This is a genomic window from Oribacterium sp. WCC10, from assembly GCF_900113415.1.
Lineage (GTDB): Bacteria > Bacillota > Clostridia > Lachnospirales > Lachnospiraceae > Oribacterium.
In genome coordinates, this window is sequence record NZ_FOPH01000017.1 from 36,121 (window position 1) to 52,632 (window position 16,512).

At 42.3% G+C, this 16,512-nt stretch carries 14 protein-coding genes; 3 read left to right on the top strand and 11 right to left on the bottom strand.

Translation table 11 applies throughout. The features are described 5' to 3' along the window. Positions 1-4: 4 nt before the first annotated feature. The 5 genes from BM294_RS11970 to BM294_RS11990 form a co-directional block, all read right to left on the bottom strand. On the bottom strand, positions 5-790 hold the full coding sequence (locus BM294_RS11970; protein WP_242944526.1) for a YveK family protein: 786 nt from the start codon (positions 788-790) through the stop codon (positions 5-7). Between the two features lie 3 nt (positions 791-793). Next, entirely contained in the window at positions 794-1,234 is a 441-nt protein-coding gene (locus BM294_RS16595) for a hypothetical protein (RefSeq protein WP_330389873.1), read from the bottom strand. Between the two features lie 198 nt (positions 1,235-1,432). Next, positions 1,433-2,155 (bottom strand): CpsB/CapC family capsule biosynthesis tyrosine phosphatase, encoded by a 723-nt coding sequence (locus tag BM294_RS11980; RefSeq protein WP_091208609.1) that lies wholly within the window; start codon positions 2,153-2,155, stop codon positions 1,433-1,435. Between the two features lie 236 nt (positions 2,156-2,391). Continuing rightward, positions 2,392-3,036, bottom strand: a complete 645-nt coding sequence (locus BM294_RS11985; protein ID WP_091208612.1) for a hypothetical protein — start codon at positions 3,034-3,036, stop codon at positions 2,392-2,394. A 365-nt stretch (positions 3,037-3,401) separates the two neighbouring features. Continuing rightward, positions 3,402-4,946: an LCP family protein gene (locus tag BM294_RS11990; RefSeq protein ID WP_091208615.1), complete on the bottom strand. Its 1,545-nt coding sequence runs from the start codon at positions 4,944-4,946 to the stop codon at positions 3,402-3,404. 529 nt (positions 4,947-5,475) lie between these two features. On the opposite strand from BM294_RS11990, the gene BM294_RS11995 reads away from it, so the two are divergent. Together BM294_RS11995 and BM294_RS12000 are read left to right on the top strand one after the other, a co-directional pair. Next, positions 5,476-6,189 (top strand): acetolactate decarboxylase, encoded by a 714-nt coding sequence (locus BM294_RS11995; protein ID WP_091208617.1) that lies wholly within the window; start codon positions 5,476-5,478, stop codon positions 6,187-6,189. Positions 6,190-6,375: 186 nt separating this feature from the next. Then, the gene (locus BM294_RS12000; RefSeq protein WP_091208620.1) at positions 6,376-7,866 is read left to right on the top strand and encodes an HD domain-containing protein; all 1,491 of its coding nucleotides are present in this window, start codon (positions 6,376-6,378) and stop codon (positions 7,864-7,866) included. Between the two features lie 156 nt (positions 7,867-8,022). Here BM294_RS12000 and BM294_RS12005 read toward each other — a convergent pair whose 3' ends face one another. Both BM294_RS12005 and BM294_RS12010 read right to left on the bottom strand, forming a co-directional pair. Next, a complete protein-coding gene (locus BM294_RS12005; protein WP_091208623.1) occupies positions 8,023-9,693 on the bottom strand; it encodes an AAA family ATPase in 1,671 nt (556 codons plus the stop codon). A gap of 177 nt (positions 9,694-9,870) precedes the next feature. After that, a complete protein-coding gene (locus tag BM294_RS12010; RefSeq protein WP_091208626.1) occupies positions 9,871-10,251 on the bottom strand; it encodes a VOC family protein in 381 nt (126 codons plus the stop codon). Between the two features lie 324 nt (positions 10,252-10,575). Here BM294_RS12010 and BM294_RS12015 point away from each other — a divergent pair, with 324 nt between their 5' ends. Continuing rightward, complete coding sequence (locus BM294_RS12015; RefSeq protein ID WP_091208628.1) at positions 10,576-10,953, top strand: VOC family protein; 378 nt, start codon at positions 10,576-10,578, stop codon at positions 10,951-10,953. Between the two features lie 135 nt (positions 10,954-11,088). Here BM294_RS12015 and BM294_RS12020 read toward each other — a convergent pair whose 3' ends face one another. The 4 genes from BM294_RS12020 to BM294_RS12035 form a co-directional block, all read right to left on the bottom strand. After that, positions 11,089-12,246: an alanine racemase gene (locus BM294_RS12020; protein WP_091208631.1), complete on the bottom strand. Its 1,158-nt coding sequence runs from the start codon at positions 12,244-12,246 to the stop codon at positions 11,089-11,091. A 217-nt stretch (positions 12,247-12,463) separates the two neighbouring features. Further along, a complete protein-coding gene (locus BM294_RS12025) occupies positions 12,464-14,194 on the bottom strand; it encodes a carbon starvation CstA family protein (protein ID WP_091208634.1) in 1,731 nt (576 codons plus the stop codon). Between the two features lie 779 nt (positions 14,195-14,973). Continuing rightward, a complete protein-coding gene (locus BM294_RS12030; RefSeq protein WP_091208636.1) occupies positions 14,974-15,468 on the bottom strand; it encodes a hypothetical protein in 495 nt (164 codons plus the stop codon). Between the two features lie 144 nt (positions 15,469-15,612). Next, positions 15,613-16,326, bottom strand: coding sequence for a response regulator transcription factor (locus tag BM294_RS12035; RefSeq protein ID WP_091208639.1), 714 nt, complete (start codon positions 16,324-16,326; stop codon positions 15,613-15,615). Positions 16,327-16,512 lie beyond the last annotated feature (186 nt).

Consider the following 16,512-nt stretch of genomic DNA (forward strand, 5'->3'; position numbering starts at 1 on the left):
CTCCTTATTTGTGTTTTTTGTTGCGATAAGCATAGTTATACTGATCCGCTTTTTTGGCAGCTTCCGGATCCTTCTCAGGTATGGAAGCAAGAACAGGAAGGTTGAAGTACTTATCGATATCATCCTGAGTTTTGATGGTATCATCTGTAACCATCGATATGGTTACACCGGCGATCGCCACCATCAGAAACAGCATAGCTGATATGACGGTATTCTTTCCGGTGTGAGGGCCTGTCTTTTTCCATGGTATCTCACCGTACTCGATGATCTTCGGAGGATCCTGCTCCATGATGTCCGCAATATAGTCTGACGCACATTCAGATACTGCATCCGTAAGTTCTTTTGCTCTCTTAGGATCTGTATCCAGCACTGAAATATTCAGAATTCTTGTGTTATTTGGATTGTTAAGAGTTATCTTTTTTCTGAGATCAAGATAATCCATGCCTTCGATGTTGAGCTTCTTTATGGCATTTTCCATAACAGTACGGGATGTTACAAGAACCTTGTAATCCGCAGTAAGCTGTGATCCTATCTGAAGGTCTGCTAATGATGTAAGAGTAGTTTCCTTACTCATTACATATATGATAGATGTACTCGTATAAGTAGGCACCATCACAAATCTTGAAATGGCATACCCTACTCCACCACCTATAATCAGAGACAGAATCAAAAGCACGATGTGCTTCTTAAGTTCAAAAAACAGCTCTACGAGATCTATGGTTATGACATTGTCATCCACACGTTTAAGTGCCACCACATTCTTGGGCTGTATAGTATTGTTTTCCGGCATAGGCTACTTCCCCTCACCACTCCTTACGGAGTAATTCTCAGCATTCTCATGTACATCCCTGATCAATCTCTTCAGAGCCGGATCGATCTTCTCTTTCACATGATACTTCTTGCGCCATCCCTTGTATTTTCCGCTGGTTATACGATGATCTTCAGGCTTTTCCGAATCAACAGGTATATACCACTTACCCTCTCTTTTGATCGCGCCTTCGATGTCACCGTGTCTGCACAGTGTCTGGATATATCGTACTGTAAGCTCCCACTTTTCAGCCACTTCACGTGCGTCAAGATATTCCTCTCGTCGTATACTTTTCACCATACCGTAAAGACTGTCAGAATCTCTGTCGCCTTTACATCCTCCCTGAATAGCAGAAAGCGTGTTGACATTCCTGCTTGTTTCGGTAAAAGACTCCGCTATAAGCATCTTTGCCGCTGCTGTATTCATTTGATCCCCTCATCTGCACCGGAAAGTCCGGTGTATAATTCATAAAAGCTTTGGTCGATCTTTTCCGTTCGCCCGAACAGCAATATCCTGTTTACCTGGACAGCACAATTCACTTTTACAGGTAATTCAAACCCTGACCGTTCATTAATTGGTGAACGCCATACTCGTCCGGTCTTCCGATCAAGCTTTCAGTTTCAACTAATTTATCTCTACATCCTCTACTATACGTCTTGCATTGCCGCTCAGGACTTTCTCCGCATACTCCGGATCCAGATTCTTCTGTATCCAGTTTAGTGCTCCTTCCACCTTCGGAGGTCTCGTATCAGTCCGATGCATATCAGTCCCGAGAAAATGTCCCTGTCGTTTTTTCAGGGCATTTCTCACAAAGACCGTTTCACGGTCGAGCATCGCGCCAAGTCCTCTTCTTGTTAAAGGTTCTGTTGATAGCTGTATGTACGCTCCCTGCGATATCACTTCCGAAAGCCCGTTATCCTGCAATCCCTTGAATCTTTCTGCATGAGCTATGACCGGTCGGTATCCCGCCTGGCGAACATTGCGGATACACTTCATTATGGTCGTATAGCTTTCAAGCGGATAAAACTCGATAAGTGTGTACTTGCTGCCGCAGAGTGTAAGTATTTCCCCTGACTTCAGTCTCTCTGTCATGCTGTCGAAGTAAAGCACTTCGTTTCCGGTATAGAGATTAACTTCTATGCCCTCTTTGGAAACGGCCTGTTTTATATCGAGTAGCTTTTCGTTTATTCTTTTCGGGTCTGTAGGATACTGCACATAATAATGCGGAGTTGCAATGATATCCGTCACTCCCTGTCTTGTGTCAGACCGGATAAGTTCGACGGACTCTTCTATATCTCTGGCACCGTCATCTATATGATAGATGATATGGGAATGTATATCGAACACTTTATCTGTCCTCCCTCTATAAAAGCCATTTCCGTTTTATCTGTCATACAGATGTCAATCCGGACAGCTCCTATATCTCTTTTACTGTTTGCCCGTTTTGTCGACAATAAAAGGCAGCAGACTGTCCGCCTACTGCCTTCCGGTTGCCTGTCTATACTAATTTAAATCAACTTAACCAACAGTAAAAAAATCAAGCTAACCAGTTGTATGTAGTGTGTCAGAGATTTTCAGTTTTATCAGCCGATGATGATACCTTCTTCATTGAACAAGTATGTAACGCCATTAATCACCTGCTGTCCTACAAGATAACGTCCGAATGCATCAACATAGTGTGTGAGAACTGTACCGTCAGCAGTGAGCTCGTTGTAGAACTCAGTCTTACCTGTTGCGATAAGATTACCATCTGCGCCGATTACGCCACCGGCTTTTGTTCCGTTAGTTTCTGTTCTAACGTAGAAGTATACTCCTCCGGCTATGGGCTTGCTATCCACAACGGTTCCGTTAGGAACAGTAGATGATCTCACGACTTCCTTCGATCCATCAGTGTTGCTCTTCTCGCCTGTTGTAAATACGTAACCGGTTCTCTCATTCTTCTCTGTTACAAGCTTGTTAGCACCATCCGTTGCTGTATTCTTGGTGATGGTATCGCCTTTTGAGTTTGTGTAAGAGCCGTTATCAACAGATGATCCGACACTGGAGCCTGATGTAACTCCGGAGCTTCCTGTACTTGAGCCTGTTCCGCCTGAACTTGATCCGCCACCTGTTGAAGTGTTGCCTTCAACCTGTCTTACGTTCTTTGCTGAAATAGCAGCCATTGAGACTGAAACAGTTGAAAGTGAAAGTCCCAAAACAAGTGCTGCCGCCATTAGTTTCTTCTTCATGAATTTACCTCCATTCTGACCTTGATTTCTCAAGGAAGCCTCTTCCGGCTTAAAGATTACTTGCGACTCCGTCTTCAGAGTCCTCATACATTTGATTTTGCAAGGTACTCATGAAGCACAACTCCTCTGTCAGAAACATCAGTCCTTTTTATCAGTTCGCCTTAGACCGATACAATACTCAGGTAAATTGGGAAGCTGAGGGAGTCACTTTCAGGGGAAAACCCGATCATGATCGATCAGTGTTTCCTTACATACGATTCCCTTGGATATATTTCACAGTACCTTTGTCGTTTAAGTATATTCTATTGCCTATAAAGTATATGTTAAAGTGATAATATGTCAAAAATCGAACTTTTTAAGTATATTTATACGCTTCTAAAGAAGTATTTTAATGTCAATTTATCCAAATATTCATAATCCGGCCAGAATTCATCCAGATTTTCTTCATGGTTTACTACACTTTTGCCTTCAAGATTTGAGAAATTATCATTGGTGAACTTCTCGTTGTTCAGTGCTATATCAAGAGCGATTTTCAGATATGTTCCCTTGGACATGTCGGTAACGATGTTGTTTTCGATGAGTTCGAAGAGTCCCGGAATGGTGTCGGAATCTTTCTTCTGCAGCTTCAGTACTTTGTTTTCAAAAGCTATCATATACTGACGGTGTCTCTTCATACGGTATATGGCAGAGAAATCAACATTGACATCTCTCCTCCTGACAAACTTCTCCGCCTGCTCGCCGTTCAGAAGGACGGTCTTGCCTTTGACGAAGGCAGGATCAGCGGCTTCCAGTCCGTCTTCATTGATGGTGACTTCAACTCCTCCCACGTAGTCGTTCAGCTCTTTTATGACATCTATGGATCCCGCCATGTAGCCGTTTATAGGAAGTCCGCCGAATACGCCGGACACTGCCTCCATGGCGTACTTTCCGGACTTTGCGTGGTTATCGCCATACATCCATGCTCTGGTGAGGTGGTCTGTCGCTGTTCCTATGGGGTCAGAGTTTGAATCCGTAACCGTGATGGTGGTCATGGTATCTCGCGGCACCTGAATGATATGTACCTTATTTTTAGCCTTGTCTTCCGCTACAAGAAAGATTCCGTCTGAGAGGCCGATTTCTGAGATTTTTCTGTCTATCTGGAGGGATCCTACATTATCGACACCAAGGATGAGCCATGCTTTTACTGCTGTATTCTTTTTGTAGTGAACGCCGTTGTAGTAGAATTCCTTTTCAGCGAAAAGGCTCGGGCGCTCTGTGGTTGCTTTTCCGTCTACTGTGTAGATGCAGTCGCCGCTTGGAGTTTTCTTGCATTCGATGGTTTTGACACCGGAGGTTTTGGATGTACCGGATGTAGTGGAACCTGTCGTACCTGATGTAGTGACTCCTGAGTTTCCTGAGGAGTCTGACGAGTTTGTGGTGTTAACCGTGGAGCTTGAGCCTGATTTATCAGAGCCATCCGCCCCGGATCCTGCATTTCCTGCCCCAAACTGCTCTCTCAGACCATCCAGGCTCACACCGCCTATGGTGAGATTTCCGTTTTCATCCACCGGCATGCCCGCTTCCTGCATTTTCTTCTGCAGCTCTTCACGGGATACAGTCTCAAGAGTTGATTGACCGCTTCCGGAAAGGTTATCAGAATATACCGAACCGTTCTGGTTCTCCGGAATATATGTATTGGCATTACTTCCGTAATCTACTGTATTTCCTGCATTACCCGAATCCCGGGAATTGATATTCCCCGTCAGAGTAGTATTGTTTGCCGCTTCAATTGATTTTCTGACATTGTATTGATTGTAGCTCCAGATTCCCACGAATACCGCTACTGTCAGCATCCCCCCTGTTATGATCCTTATGGGCGTCTGTCTTTTCCTGCGAAGCTTTTTTCTTGTGTCGTTTCCTTCCTGTCTCATATCAGCCTACCTTTGAATGATTATGCGAAGACATGCTTCTGTATCCATTTTAATATCTTCCCTTACCCATCCAAAACAGTTTTTGACATATTCGTCGTTTATATCATTCTGCAATCTTGATCCATTCATTTTTACTGACGAAAATACAACGATTGTTACATTTTTACTGACGAATAATTGGCGTTGATTACATTTTTACTGACGAATATATCGTGGATTTGACATAAATACTGGCGAAAGGCATCAAACCATGTCCTCTAAGATTCGATTCAGTGATCAATGCAGCATTTAGCCATCCTATTACTAATATTTGTAGTTATGAAAGAGTATAAGTCCGCCGTAATTAGTAATTAAGACAGGAGTAGTACTGCGATCATCATAGGATAACAGCTGTTTTTATAAGAAAACAAGAAAGACCGGAATTGCGCTGGGCGTAGTGTCGGTAAAACTGTGCAGAAAGTATATAAAGGACGTAGAGCCTTCTAAAACATGACCCCGGTTTCGGATGTTCCTAAAAAGGAGAAAATGTATGGATAATAAAATGTATCAGGTTTCGACATTGCAGGCACTTGCTTTGGGATACAGCCGTGCGGTTATAAGCGTAGGTGAACTAATGAAGGAAGGGGATACCGGTCTCGGAACTTTTGAAGATGTAAATGGCGAAATGATCGTTATGGATGGTCAATGTCACAGAGCGGATCAGAGCGGAAATGTATCAGTGGTTTCGCCGGAGACAGGAGTCCCTTTTGCAGCGGTTGCAAAGTTATACGGAGAACAGCAATTTACGCTTAATGATATGCCGGATATCGCATCTATTCGAACAGAACTGACACGAAAAATTGAAGAGAGATTTGGTCTTAACAGCATGCATGTCGTGAGGATCGATGGGGTATTTGAAAAGGTGGATGCAAGATCTGAGGCGCCCTACAGATCTCATCATATAACATTGAAAGAGGTTCTCAGCAAAACTCAGGAGGCATTTATCTTTGAGAATATCCGCGGATCACTGGTGGGTGTTTATTTCCCGGACTATATGGATGGGATAAATATGCCGGGATGGCATCTGCATTTCCTCTCTGAGGACAGATCAAAAGGCGGACATGTTTTTGATGTAAGTTTAAGAGAAGGTCTGGCAAAGGTAGACAAGATCACCAATATATTTATAAATCTTCCTAAGGAAGCGGCTTTTGATACCTATTCGCTCAAACAGGATCTGCAGGCAGAGATCAAGTCTGTAGAGTGAATTTCCTACTCACTGATAATGCGCATCACGCCCGCTTTCGAGTGGAATGTTCGGATGCAAAACATAGCGAAACGCTGATTAAAGCGTTTCCCTGGCCTGATTTTCGATGTGAAACATCAACCCATTGAAAATCCGTACCATCTGCTTAGAAGTAACTTTTCAAGTAACCGATGGAGGTGTTACAAAATGATGAATAAAATCGAGGAAGCCATCATATATGCAACTGTCATGCATCAGGGCAAGGTCAGAAAATTCGGAGGCAAGCCATTTATCCTGCATCCGCTGGAGGTTGCCCAGATACTTTCGACCATGACGGATGATGAAGATATTATCACCGCAGGTATACTGCACGATATCGTTGAAGATACGGATGGAACGCTTTCTGAGATTGAAAAACGTTTTGGAAAGCGGGTAGCGTTTATCGTGTCATCGGAATCCGAGCAGGAGTATCCGGATGAGGCACGCAGCGCCACCTGGCAGCGACGCAAAGAGGAGTCACTTCTTGTATTGAAAAACAGTCAGGATATCGGCGTGAAAATGCTTTGGCTTGCAGATAAGCTTGCGAATATCAGATCTTTGGCAGGATACTATTCAGAGCACGGTGAAAAGATATGGCAGGATCTTCACCAAAGCGATTCCGATATGCAAAACTGGTACTATCGCAGCATCGGAGAAATGGTGGAGCTTTCACTTAACAAGACCGGTGCCTTTAAAGAGTATATCAAGCACGTGAATTTCATCTGGCCCGGCAGTTTCGACCGTGACAAGGCGAGATATAAAAAGTACAGAGAAGTTTCTGTGGATGGCTGCAAATGCATCGGACGAGGCGCCAAGGGAGAGGTTTACCGTTATGATGATGAACTTGTCATCAAGGTATACAATGACAACAATACCTACCGTGATGTTGAGAAAGAGATATCACAAAGCAGGCGGGCATTTGTCATGGGCATCCCTACAGCGATTTCTTTCGGAATAGTGGCTGTGGGTGATCGATATGGTGCCATGTATGAGCTTCTTGATTCAGAAACAGTTTCCAGCTTCATCGCCAAAAATCCGGGGCATGTCGAGACCTATGCCAAGATAATGGCAGACCTTGCCAGAACCATACATGGTATCACGATTTCAGAAGATGATTGCTTTCCGCCTGCCACTGACAGACTTAAGAGCTATATAAGAGGCGGAGTCGCAAGGGAAGATGAGACATTGGCAGAAAAATGCACTAAGCTGGTGGATGAACTGCCCGATACCCGTACCATGGTTCACGGAGATTTCCATACCGGAAATGTTTTCCTGCAGAACGGAGAGCCGCTCCTTATCGATATGGACAGGCTTTCTGTTGGACATCCTATGGCTGAGATCAGTGATCTCTACTACTTCTATGAGACATTGGGCGAAAATGACCCTGCTGTTGTAGAAAAATTCATGGGATTTTCGTATGAGACAGCGCAGCTGTTTTTAGACCTTTTCCTGAAGTTTTATTTTGAAACCGAGGATGCAAACATTCTAAATGATATAAAGGAAAAGGCGTCATTCATATGCGCCGTACGAATGATAAACAAGATTCACAAGAAGGACAAGCTGTCTGATAAGGATAAAGAACTGATTGACCATTATATGAAGACAGTCACTGAACTGTCAGCTAAACTTGATACGCTGGCGTTTGAAGTCAAAAAATGATGTACTGCCTAAAGGCACTAAATCACGTCTTTGTACGATGGTTTGGTGCCTTTTAGCGCATTTCCTCAATTTCGTAATCTAACGACAAAAGAGTTATAGAAATATTCCCTTTCACAGCGTAAAAAAGATGGCTCTCATTGAGAACCATCCCTGTAATCATCCCTCTTTTATCAGAAGTTCTTTTCCCTCAAAGGCAAAAGCAAATTTCTTTATTTTTTCTTTGTCATATCCTGCTGCCAGAAGTTCTGTTTCGTACTTCTTGTCTTCGATCTGCTTCAAAGCCATATCCGCAAGTTCATCAAGCGTCTTTCCTTTTTCGCTTCTACGCTTGGATTTAAACTCGATTATGACTGCATTATCCTTCTTATCCTTTGGGCGAAGCATAACATCATATCTTCCCAAACCGCTTTCACGATTTGACTTTATCTCATACCTGCTCCTGAGTTCAACCAGAAGCCCTATCACAAGTCCATGATAAAAGTTTTCCGGAGCAGCCTTACCGCTGCCGTCAAAGGTACTTATCATATCCTCACAGATCTCTGACAACGTATCCATCATGTCAACGATGTTTCCTTCAAGGAGAGCCTTTACGAAATAACTGTAGTTTTGTCCGGCGTTCTCGAACCATCTTTTTACGAGTACGCTAAAACTGACAACAACTTCATAATTTGTAAGCTTAAGCTCATACCTTGCTATTCCATCTATATCAATCATGGATACAGCTTTGAGATATCCGCTTGCAAACAGAAGGCTCCATACGGCTTTTTCATTTCCGTCCATTTCTCCGTAAACAAGCTGCTCATCTATCTCTGTTTCAATGCTTCCGCCCCTAAGCAGTTCCTCAAAGGACTTCTTTATCTCAACCTCTCCTTCTCTTACAAGCTTTGATACAAGCGAATTGGAACTGGTATTCGCCCAGTATGCCTTGTACTTACCTTCCTGAAGGAATGAGATAATAGACCATGGGTTATAAATACCCTCGGTATTTCCAAACTTAAATCCGTCATACCACTCCTTTACCTTTTCTTTTTCGGAGCTGTAGCCATAGTTATCCAACGCTTCAAATACTTCATTTTCCGTAAACCCGAAGCAGTCAGCATATTCTTCTGAAGTAATGGTTACCATTTTCAGGTTATTAAGATCCGAGAACAATGACTCACGGCTCACTCTTGTAATACCGGTTAAAAGTGCTTTTCCGAGATACGGATTCGTTTTCAGAGTCGTGTTAAACATATTTCTCATAAATTCAACCAGCTCGTCCCAATATCCGCTAACATAGGCTTCCTGCATGGGAGTGTCGTATTCATCGATGAGGATAATGACATTTTTACCATAATACTCACTTAGCCACTTGCAAAAATATCCAATACAGTTTGAGGCTATTCCCGGTTCCATATCAATGGATATTTTATTGTAGAATTCAAGATCAGCGTCGCTAAGTTGATCCTTCATATATTCCATCGTGGAAAGAATTTTACTGAAGATTATATTGAATTGTTGTAATGCACCTTTATAGCTTCCGGCCTTAACATTTGCAAAGGAAACAAAAAGAACAGGCCACTGGCCGCACTCTTTCATGACCTCCGCATCTTTATAAACGTTTAGCTCCTTAAAAAGTTCCTCATTATCTTTCTTTCTGACTGAGAAAAACTCTTCTACCGTACTAAGCATCAATGTTTTTCCGAAGCGTCTGGGCCGGGTGATCAGTGTGACATCATCCTCTCTTGTCCACCATTCTGATATGAATTTTGTTTTATCTATATAAAAAGCATTTGCCCTTATAACTTTTTCAAAATTCTGTAAACCCAGTCCAACTGTCTTTAACATATGAACACACCTCGTCTTCTCACATCTTTGATCATCATTATACTAGCACATCGGTTGCTACATTTGCCACGTAAAAAGCACTGTGAAAATGATTCTCTCATTTTCACAGTGCCGGTATACTACTATTCAAGGCATAGTTTTCAGGTAATTCCTACGTTCATCAACCTGTCCCTGTCTTTAATTATGATTCTTGATATGATGAACCACCAGAATCATAAAACCTGATGGAGATACCATTGGCAATGCTTTTGCGCTGCCGGAATTGACGACTTCAACACCCTTTGGAGGAGCAAAACCACGTGAAGCCAGGAAATCACATGCCTCATCAAAATCATCAACATTCATTCTGATTTCCATCAGAGAATCCATAGGTATCTTTTCATCCTTCACTATATTCATTCTGAACCCGTTTGAATCCTTCATGACGATACCATCTATTTCTCTGCCTTCTACATTCTGCTGATTATGATGCATTTCGAAGCCAAGATCCTTGAATAAATCGATAACGGGATCCAGATCCTTTACTACAACTTGTGGTCCAAATGATGTGATCTTCATGATTGTCTGTTCCTCCTTTAAAATCTTAGATAATAACGCTTTCCTTTGCAAAAAAAGTGCTAAACCTAACCTTTTCCGCCGATAACCCACTTTATTTATCGTCGTCACAAAGAAATAAAAGAATTAGAGAATTTTTGCATTTTAATTAACATTTTCCTTATAGCTGAATATCTTGCGATAAAAGGACAGAATATCGGCTCATAATACAGATAATTCTTCAAAAAAAAGTGAATTTTTTCTAATTCTTTTCCTTATTCATGACGACTATCTTTATAAGTTCGTTTTGGGATAGTGATATTCATTTCAAAGAAAGAGAGGACAGTAATGAAGATTACCACATTTAACCCTATGATTCTGACAAAGAATGCAGAAGAAACTATCAGGCTTTTTGAGGAGCTTGGATTTGAAAAGCGTCATGCTCCAACTGTTGATACAGGAAAGAGTCTTGTGACCAGTACCCGTATGAAGAATGCAGACGGATTCTGCATCGATATCGCAGATGTCCAGAGTATGGAAAAGGATATGACTATCATCCGTATGAACGTTGATGATTTTGATGAAGCTTTTAAGCTGCTGACCGACAAGGGCTTTACACGTCCGGGTGAAGGCAAACCTGTTGAAACAGAGTCGAACAAGTCTGCAATGCTTTGTTCACCGTCAGGTTACGCTTTTGATTTATGCCAGCATATAAAGAAAGATTAGTGATTAAAGGGTGCCGCATTTGCGACACCCTTTTGTTAATCAGGTCTTCTTTATATACATACAAACTTAATTGATACTCCAGAGCCTATTATGTTTTAGAATCCTTGAATCAGAATAAATTCTTCATTCCGGGAATCATTCATATATAACATTACCCTGTTCATCGATGTAATACTTCGGCACACGTCCGATTCCCGCGAAGAGGGTCTGACAGTTTCCAAAATCCAATCCGGTTCTGTTTATCCAGTCATCAAATCTTATTCCCGGATGATCACCGATGATCTCTGTATCATCAAACTCAGTGATGTCATCAGCCCCAGTAATATCCACAAGACAGCTGTCCATACACGGCTCGCCGACAACATTAAACAACCTTCCGCGTATCCGGACCACCGGGTTTTTACAGGTCAAAAAGAACGGAAGATCCCAGCTTCCGAAGGACATAAGTGCGACTTTACGAACATTGTCGGGAAGCTTTCCCGAATAGTCAGTCTGACTGTCCGGTCCTATAAATGCTGTTTTGAGAACAGTCCCATAAATCGATATTATTCCTTTCACATCCGGCCGGTTCTTCTCCCCCTGCTTTCCTATTCCATACATCAATGCGCCGATTCTCACCATGTCATACGCATATTGAGGATACTGACAGCAGAGCGCTGAACTGTACAGATGTATTGTAAGCTTCCTGCGAATCTCTTCTTTTAATGCTTTAAATACCCTGTCATACGACTGTATTTCCGCAAATGCCTTATCCTGTACATCTCCGTATGCCGAATAGATATGGGCATAGAGTCCTGTTATCCGGACACCATGATTTTCCTCAAGGCGGTATATATTTGCCTCAAAATCCGCCCTGTCAAAACCTTTTATCCCTGATTCAAAATCCAGTCGTAAATGAACTTTTACCTCACCGTACCGGCAAAGCTTTTCAAAATCCGAAAGTCCCGATCCGGAGTAGACTGAAAATATGATCTTCTCCATAAGATAGTTTCTTCTGTTTTCGTCCAGTTTTTTTAATTCATTCTCGATATCACGTACTGACTCTCTTCCTAAAATCAGCGTTGGCTTACTGATATTTTCTTTGTACAGGTACAATGCTTCACGAAAGGACGCAGTGACAAACATATCAACATTTTCTTCCCGATCCAGAATACCTGATATTATCTTCAGACCGTGACCATAAGCATCGCCCTTTATGATCGCGGCAATCTTTGTATTATCAGGTATCCTCTCCTTTATTTTTCTTATATTATCAAGAAGAATCCTTGAATCTATGATCGTACGATTCAGCATGTACGGTCTCCTCCTACATTATCTTTTAATACCTGTCCCATGAAGATCATCACAAAACCATATGGACACACAACCGCTTGTCTAATAATTTTTCGTCGTAAAAAATCCAAAATATAAAAAACTTCTACGATTCACTGAGAATCATAGAAGTTTTTTGAACCCCTGTAAAGTGATAAACACCACACCGGAATGCTTAAATGATAATTGTAATATTCATTTATGCTGCTGTTGTTCCTGCAGCTCTGTCAGTTCCTGCCTTTGTGGCGAGAAGTTTCTTTATACATGTCACAGCCACAAGTACTCCGAGAACGATGAGGAAAGCCGCAACTATGAGCTGAAGGCCGTTTACAAGGAAAGTTCCTGTGCCTGCTGCAAATGCCTTAACATTTCCGATGATGTTAAGCACGATAGCTGAAAATGTTACAGTCAGCATGATAGCCATCGGGATGTAAAGCATTGCGCTCTTTCTGCCTGTGGCCTTAAGGAATACTGCGATTCCGATAAGTACAAGAGCCGCAAGCATCTGGTTTGCCGAACCGAACAGAGCCCAGACATTGGCATATCCGCCAAGGCAAAGGAGATATCCGAAGAACAGTGTGATAGCTGTTGCAAAATACTGGTTCTGGAAAAGCTTCTGCCATGCAGGGATCTTTGACTTGTCAGTTTCGTCACTGGCAAAGAGTTCCTGGAAAGACATTCTTCCGATTCTTGCTACTGAGTCAAGAGATGTAAGCGCAAGTGCTGAAACGCACATTGTCATGAATACATTCGCAACACTGTTTGGAACACCGAAGGTCTCAAGGAAACCTGCAACACCCTGTGAGAAGATCTGGAACGGTGTGAGGTCAGCAGGCACTGCGCCGTTAACCGCAACAGCTCCGCAGACAAGAAGTGAGCATACACCGAGAAGTGTCTCGATAACCATTGCTCCGTAACCTATAAAGAGCATATCCTTCTCATTCTTTACTGTCTTGGATGAAGTACCGGATGAAACAAGGCTGTGGAATCCTGATACCGCACCACAGGCGATGGTTACGAAAAGTGTCGGGAAAATGTAGCTGTGTGAACCGTTTGCGGCTGTGAGTACGAAACCGTTGAAAGCATTGAGCTTCATCTCAGGGTGTGCAACCACAAGACCGAGTACTGCTCCGATGATCATACCGAGAAGCATGAATGTTGTAAGGTAATCTCTCGGCTGCATGAGGAGCCACATCGGCATAACAGATGCTGCGAACAGATATGCCATGATAACGTAGTTCCACTGTGGTGCTGTGAGATAGATAGGTGCAACCATACCAACTGCAAACATTCCGACCAGAAGTGCGATGGCTACTGCCACTCTCATGCCTTCCTTCATGTCCTTGAAACGCTTCTCAACAAGACCGAAAGCCATGGCAACGAAAATAAACAGCATAGAAATGGTCGCTGCTGCCGCACCGTTGAAGTTCTGCGCTGATGTGCCGTCGGCAGCCTTTGTGAAGCCGTTGAAAGTGCTTGATACCATGGATGTGAATGCTGCGATAACAAGCAGTGTGAAAAGCCAGCAGAAAAGTGAGAAGAAACGTCTTCCGGCTTTTCCGATATACTTCTCGATGATCATACCGATAGACTTTCCGTCATTCTTTACAGATGCATACATTGCTCCGAAATCCTGTACTGCACCGAAGAAGATTCCTCCGAAAAGCAGCCACAGGAGACATGGTACCCATCCGAATGCTGCTGCAAGGATAGGTCCCTGAACAGGTCCTGCTCCTGCTATGGATGAAAACTGATGAGAGAAAACCGTAAGCTTTGAAGATGGTACATAATCCTCTCCATCCTCGAACTTAGTGGCAGGTGTAACTGCCTTCTCATCGATGCCCCAGGTCTTTGCCAGGTATCTACCGTACAAAAGGTATCCACCAAGAAGAGCAAGACCGGCTACAAGTAAGATAACCAAACTATTCATAAAGCGCCCCCTAATAATGTTTTCTGCAGCCCACCGAATTCTCCCTTTCGGAAAGGCTGTTTTATCCGGATACAACAGAGTCTTTATGTGATTATGTTCAAGTCATTAAAAGTCGATATCAAACCGCTTCGTGCCATAACTCTGCCGAATCCTTTGATTGCTTCCTTATAACAAGCACTTTATAACTTTAAATCGTTACATTCAATAGAGGCGGTTTAACGTAATTAATTTTCGTGAGATGTGACAATTTTTAAGATATTGGGATAACCTTAATTGCCGCATTATGCCATATAGTTATGTTATTGGTATTATTTTCGGGATTTATAATGAATTTGAGTTATGATTTCACTGCTTTTCAGTCATGGTATTAAGGCTGCTTTAACATTAATATATATGCCTTTTTATTCATTCATGCGGATATAAATACGATCTTCTCTCACACTTTTTATTCAATGCTTTACAACACTGTTCACATACTTCCTCCGGTCACTTTGGGTATAACAATTTTACGGTGAAGTGTGAGTGATTTTACGGAATCGAAGAAAGTTGAGTGATTTTACGGGTATTTGTAAGTCATTTTACGTTTATAGACATAAAAAACGGCAGAAATACGTGGATAGCCTCTCAACTCTCACGTATTCTGCCGTATATTCGCTCAACCTTCCGTACTTTGGCTCAACCATTCCGTACTTTCACTCAACCATCACGTAAATTGAGTCAACCACTCCGTAAATTCACTCAACTTTTATCATATGAGTCAAGAGACAAAAGCCTGCCCATCACGGATTCTCTTCTCCCACCAGTGTCTCACTGATCAGATCATAATCATTTTCTATATCGTTTGCCGCCTTAAAACGTTTATAACCATCTTTCAGAAATTCGGTCAGTTTCTTTCTGTTGTTTATATGTTTATAGCTGCATACTTCATAGAAGATATCTTCCGTCACCGCCTCCTGTAACGAATCTTTACTTATATTATCCGGGATCTCACTGAAAGTTATATATACATCATCATCTTCATAAAAAAGCACTGGATAATATCTCTCCTTGTCATTAAAGCACGCTCTGACTCCCAGCATCTTGAAAGATGACTGGGTTAAAACAATCTTTTCGTCCAGATGATTGATTATAACCGTGTTCCCCGAGATCTTCAGTTCATCCCATCTGATGGGAACCGCTCTGAACTCAGGATTGTTGGAAAGAGCTATCTCAAAATCCAACAATGTAAATTCCTTAAGTAATATCTTATATAGTTGAGCTGCGCTGTATGCCATATTCCTTCCCTCATATATCATTACGCCCACACTTTGCTACTAATATATTCGGTCAGATTTTAAATAAAATTATACCCATCAGCGAAATGATTTTAATTTCGTTGATGGGTACTCAGTCTCAAATCATTTGGCGGATGCAGACGTTTATTCTTCCGCGTCACGATATCTGATCATATTGTATCCTATGCCCATATGGGTCTCTATCTGTGGATGATCCGTTTCCGCATCCCCGAGCTTCTTCCTTAATGTCGCAATATGCACTCGAAGCGCCACCTTATCAGAACTGATATCTCCTCCCCAGATGTGATCAGTCATATAATTATAGGTAAGAACCCGCCCCACATTTTCCGAAAGAAGCTTAAGTATCTTATACTCCGTAGGCGTCAGATGAATCACTTCATCTCTTATCCGGACTTCAGCCTTCAAAAGATCTATACACATATCTCCGTTTTTAAATACAGGTGATTCCTGTTCCTGCCTTTTGAGATATGACAATCGTCTCTGTGTTGTGTGAAGACGCGCTATAAGCTCTTCCGTAGAAAACGGCTTTGTCAGGTAATCATCCGCTCCGAGATCCAGTGCCTGAACCTTTGATGAATCTTCACTTCTTGCGCTGATAACGATTATCGGCATGGTAGACCATTCTCTGACGCTCCGGATGATTTCATTACCATCCATATCAGGAAGTCCGAGATCCAGCAGCATCACATCCGGATGAAGCATAACGCACCTTTCCAGCGCTTCTTTTCCCGTAGCCGCAGTTTCGTATTTATATCCGTTTATCTTTAATGTTGTCGCGATGAGGTTCCTGATTGAATTATCATCTTCAACAACAAGGATTTCTATTGTTTCTGACATTTCTTCTCCGTATTCGCTCGTATTATGTGCATATGAAATTCTTTGCTGCCTACCGATGCTCACTTTCATTTGCGATGCACTGCCTGACACTAAAACTTAAATTCTTTTCCTGTATAAAACCGCTACGTTGTTCGTGTTCAAGCGGATCACAAATGCTAAAACACCGTGCAAGCAAGAGATCAGGTA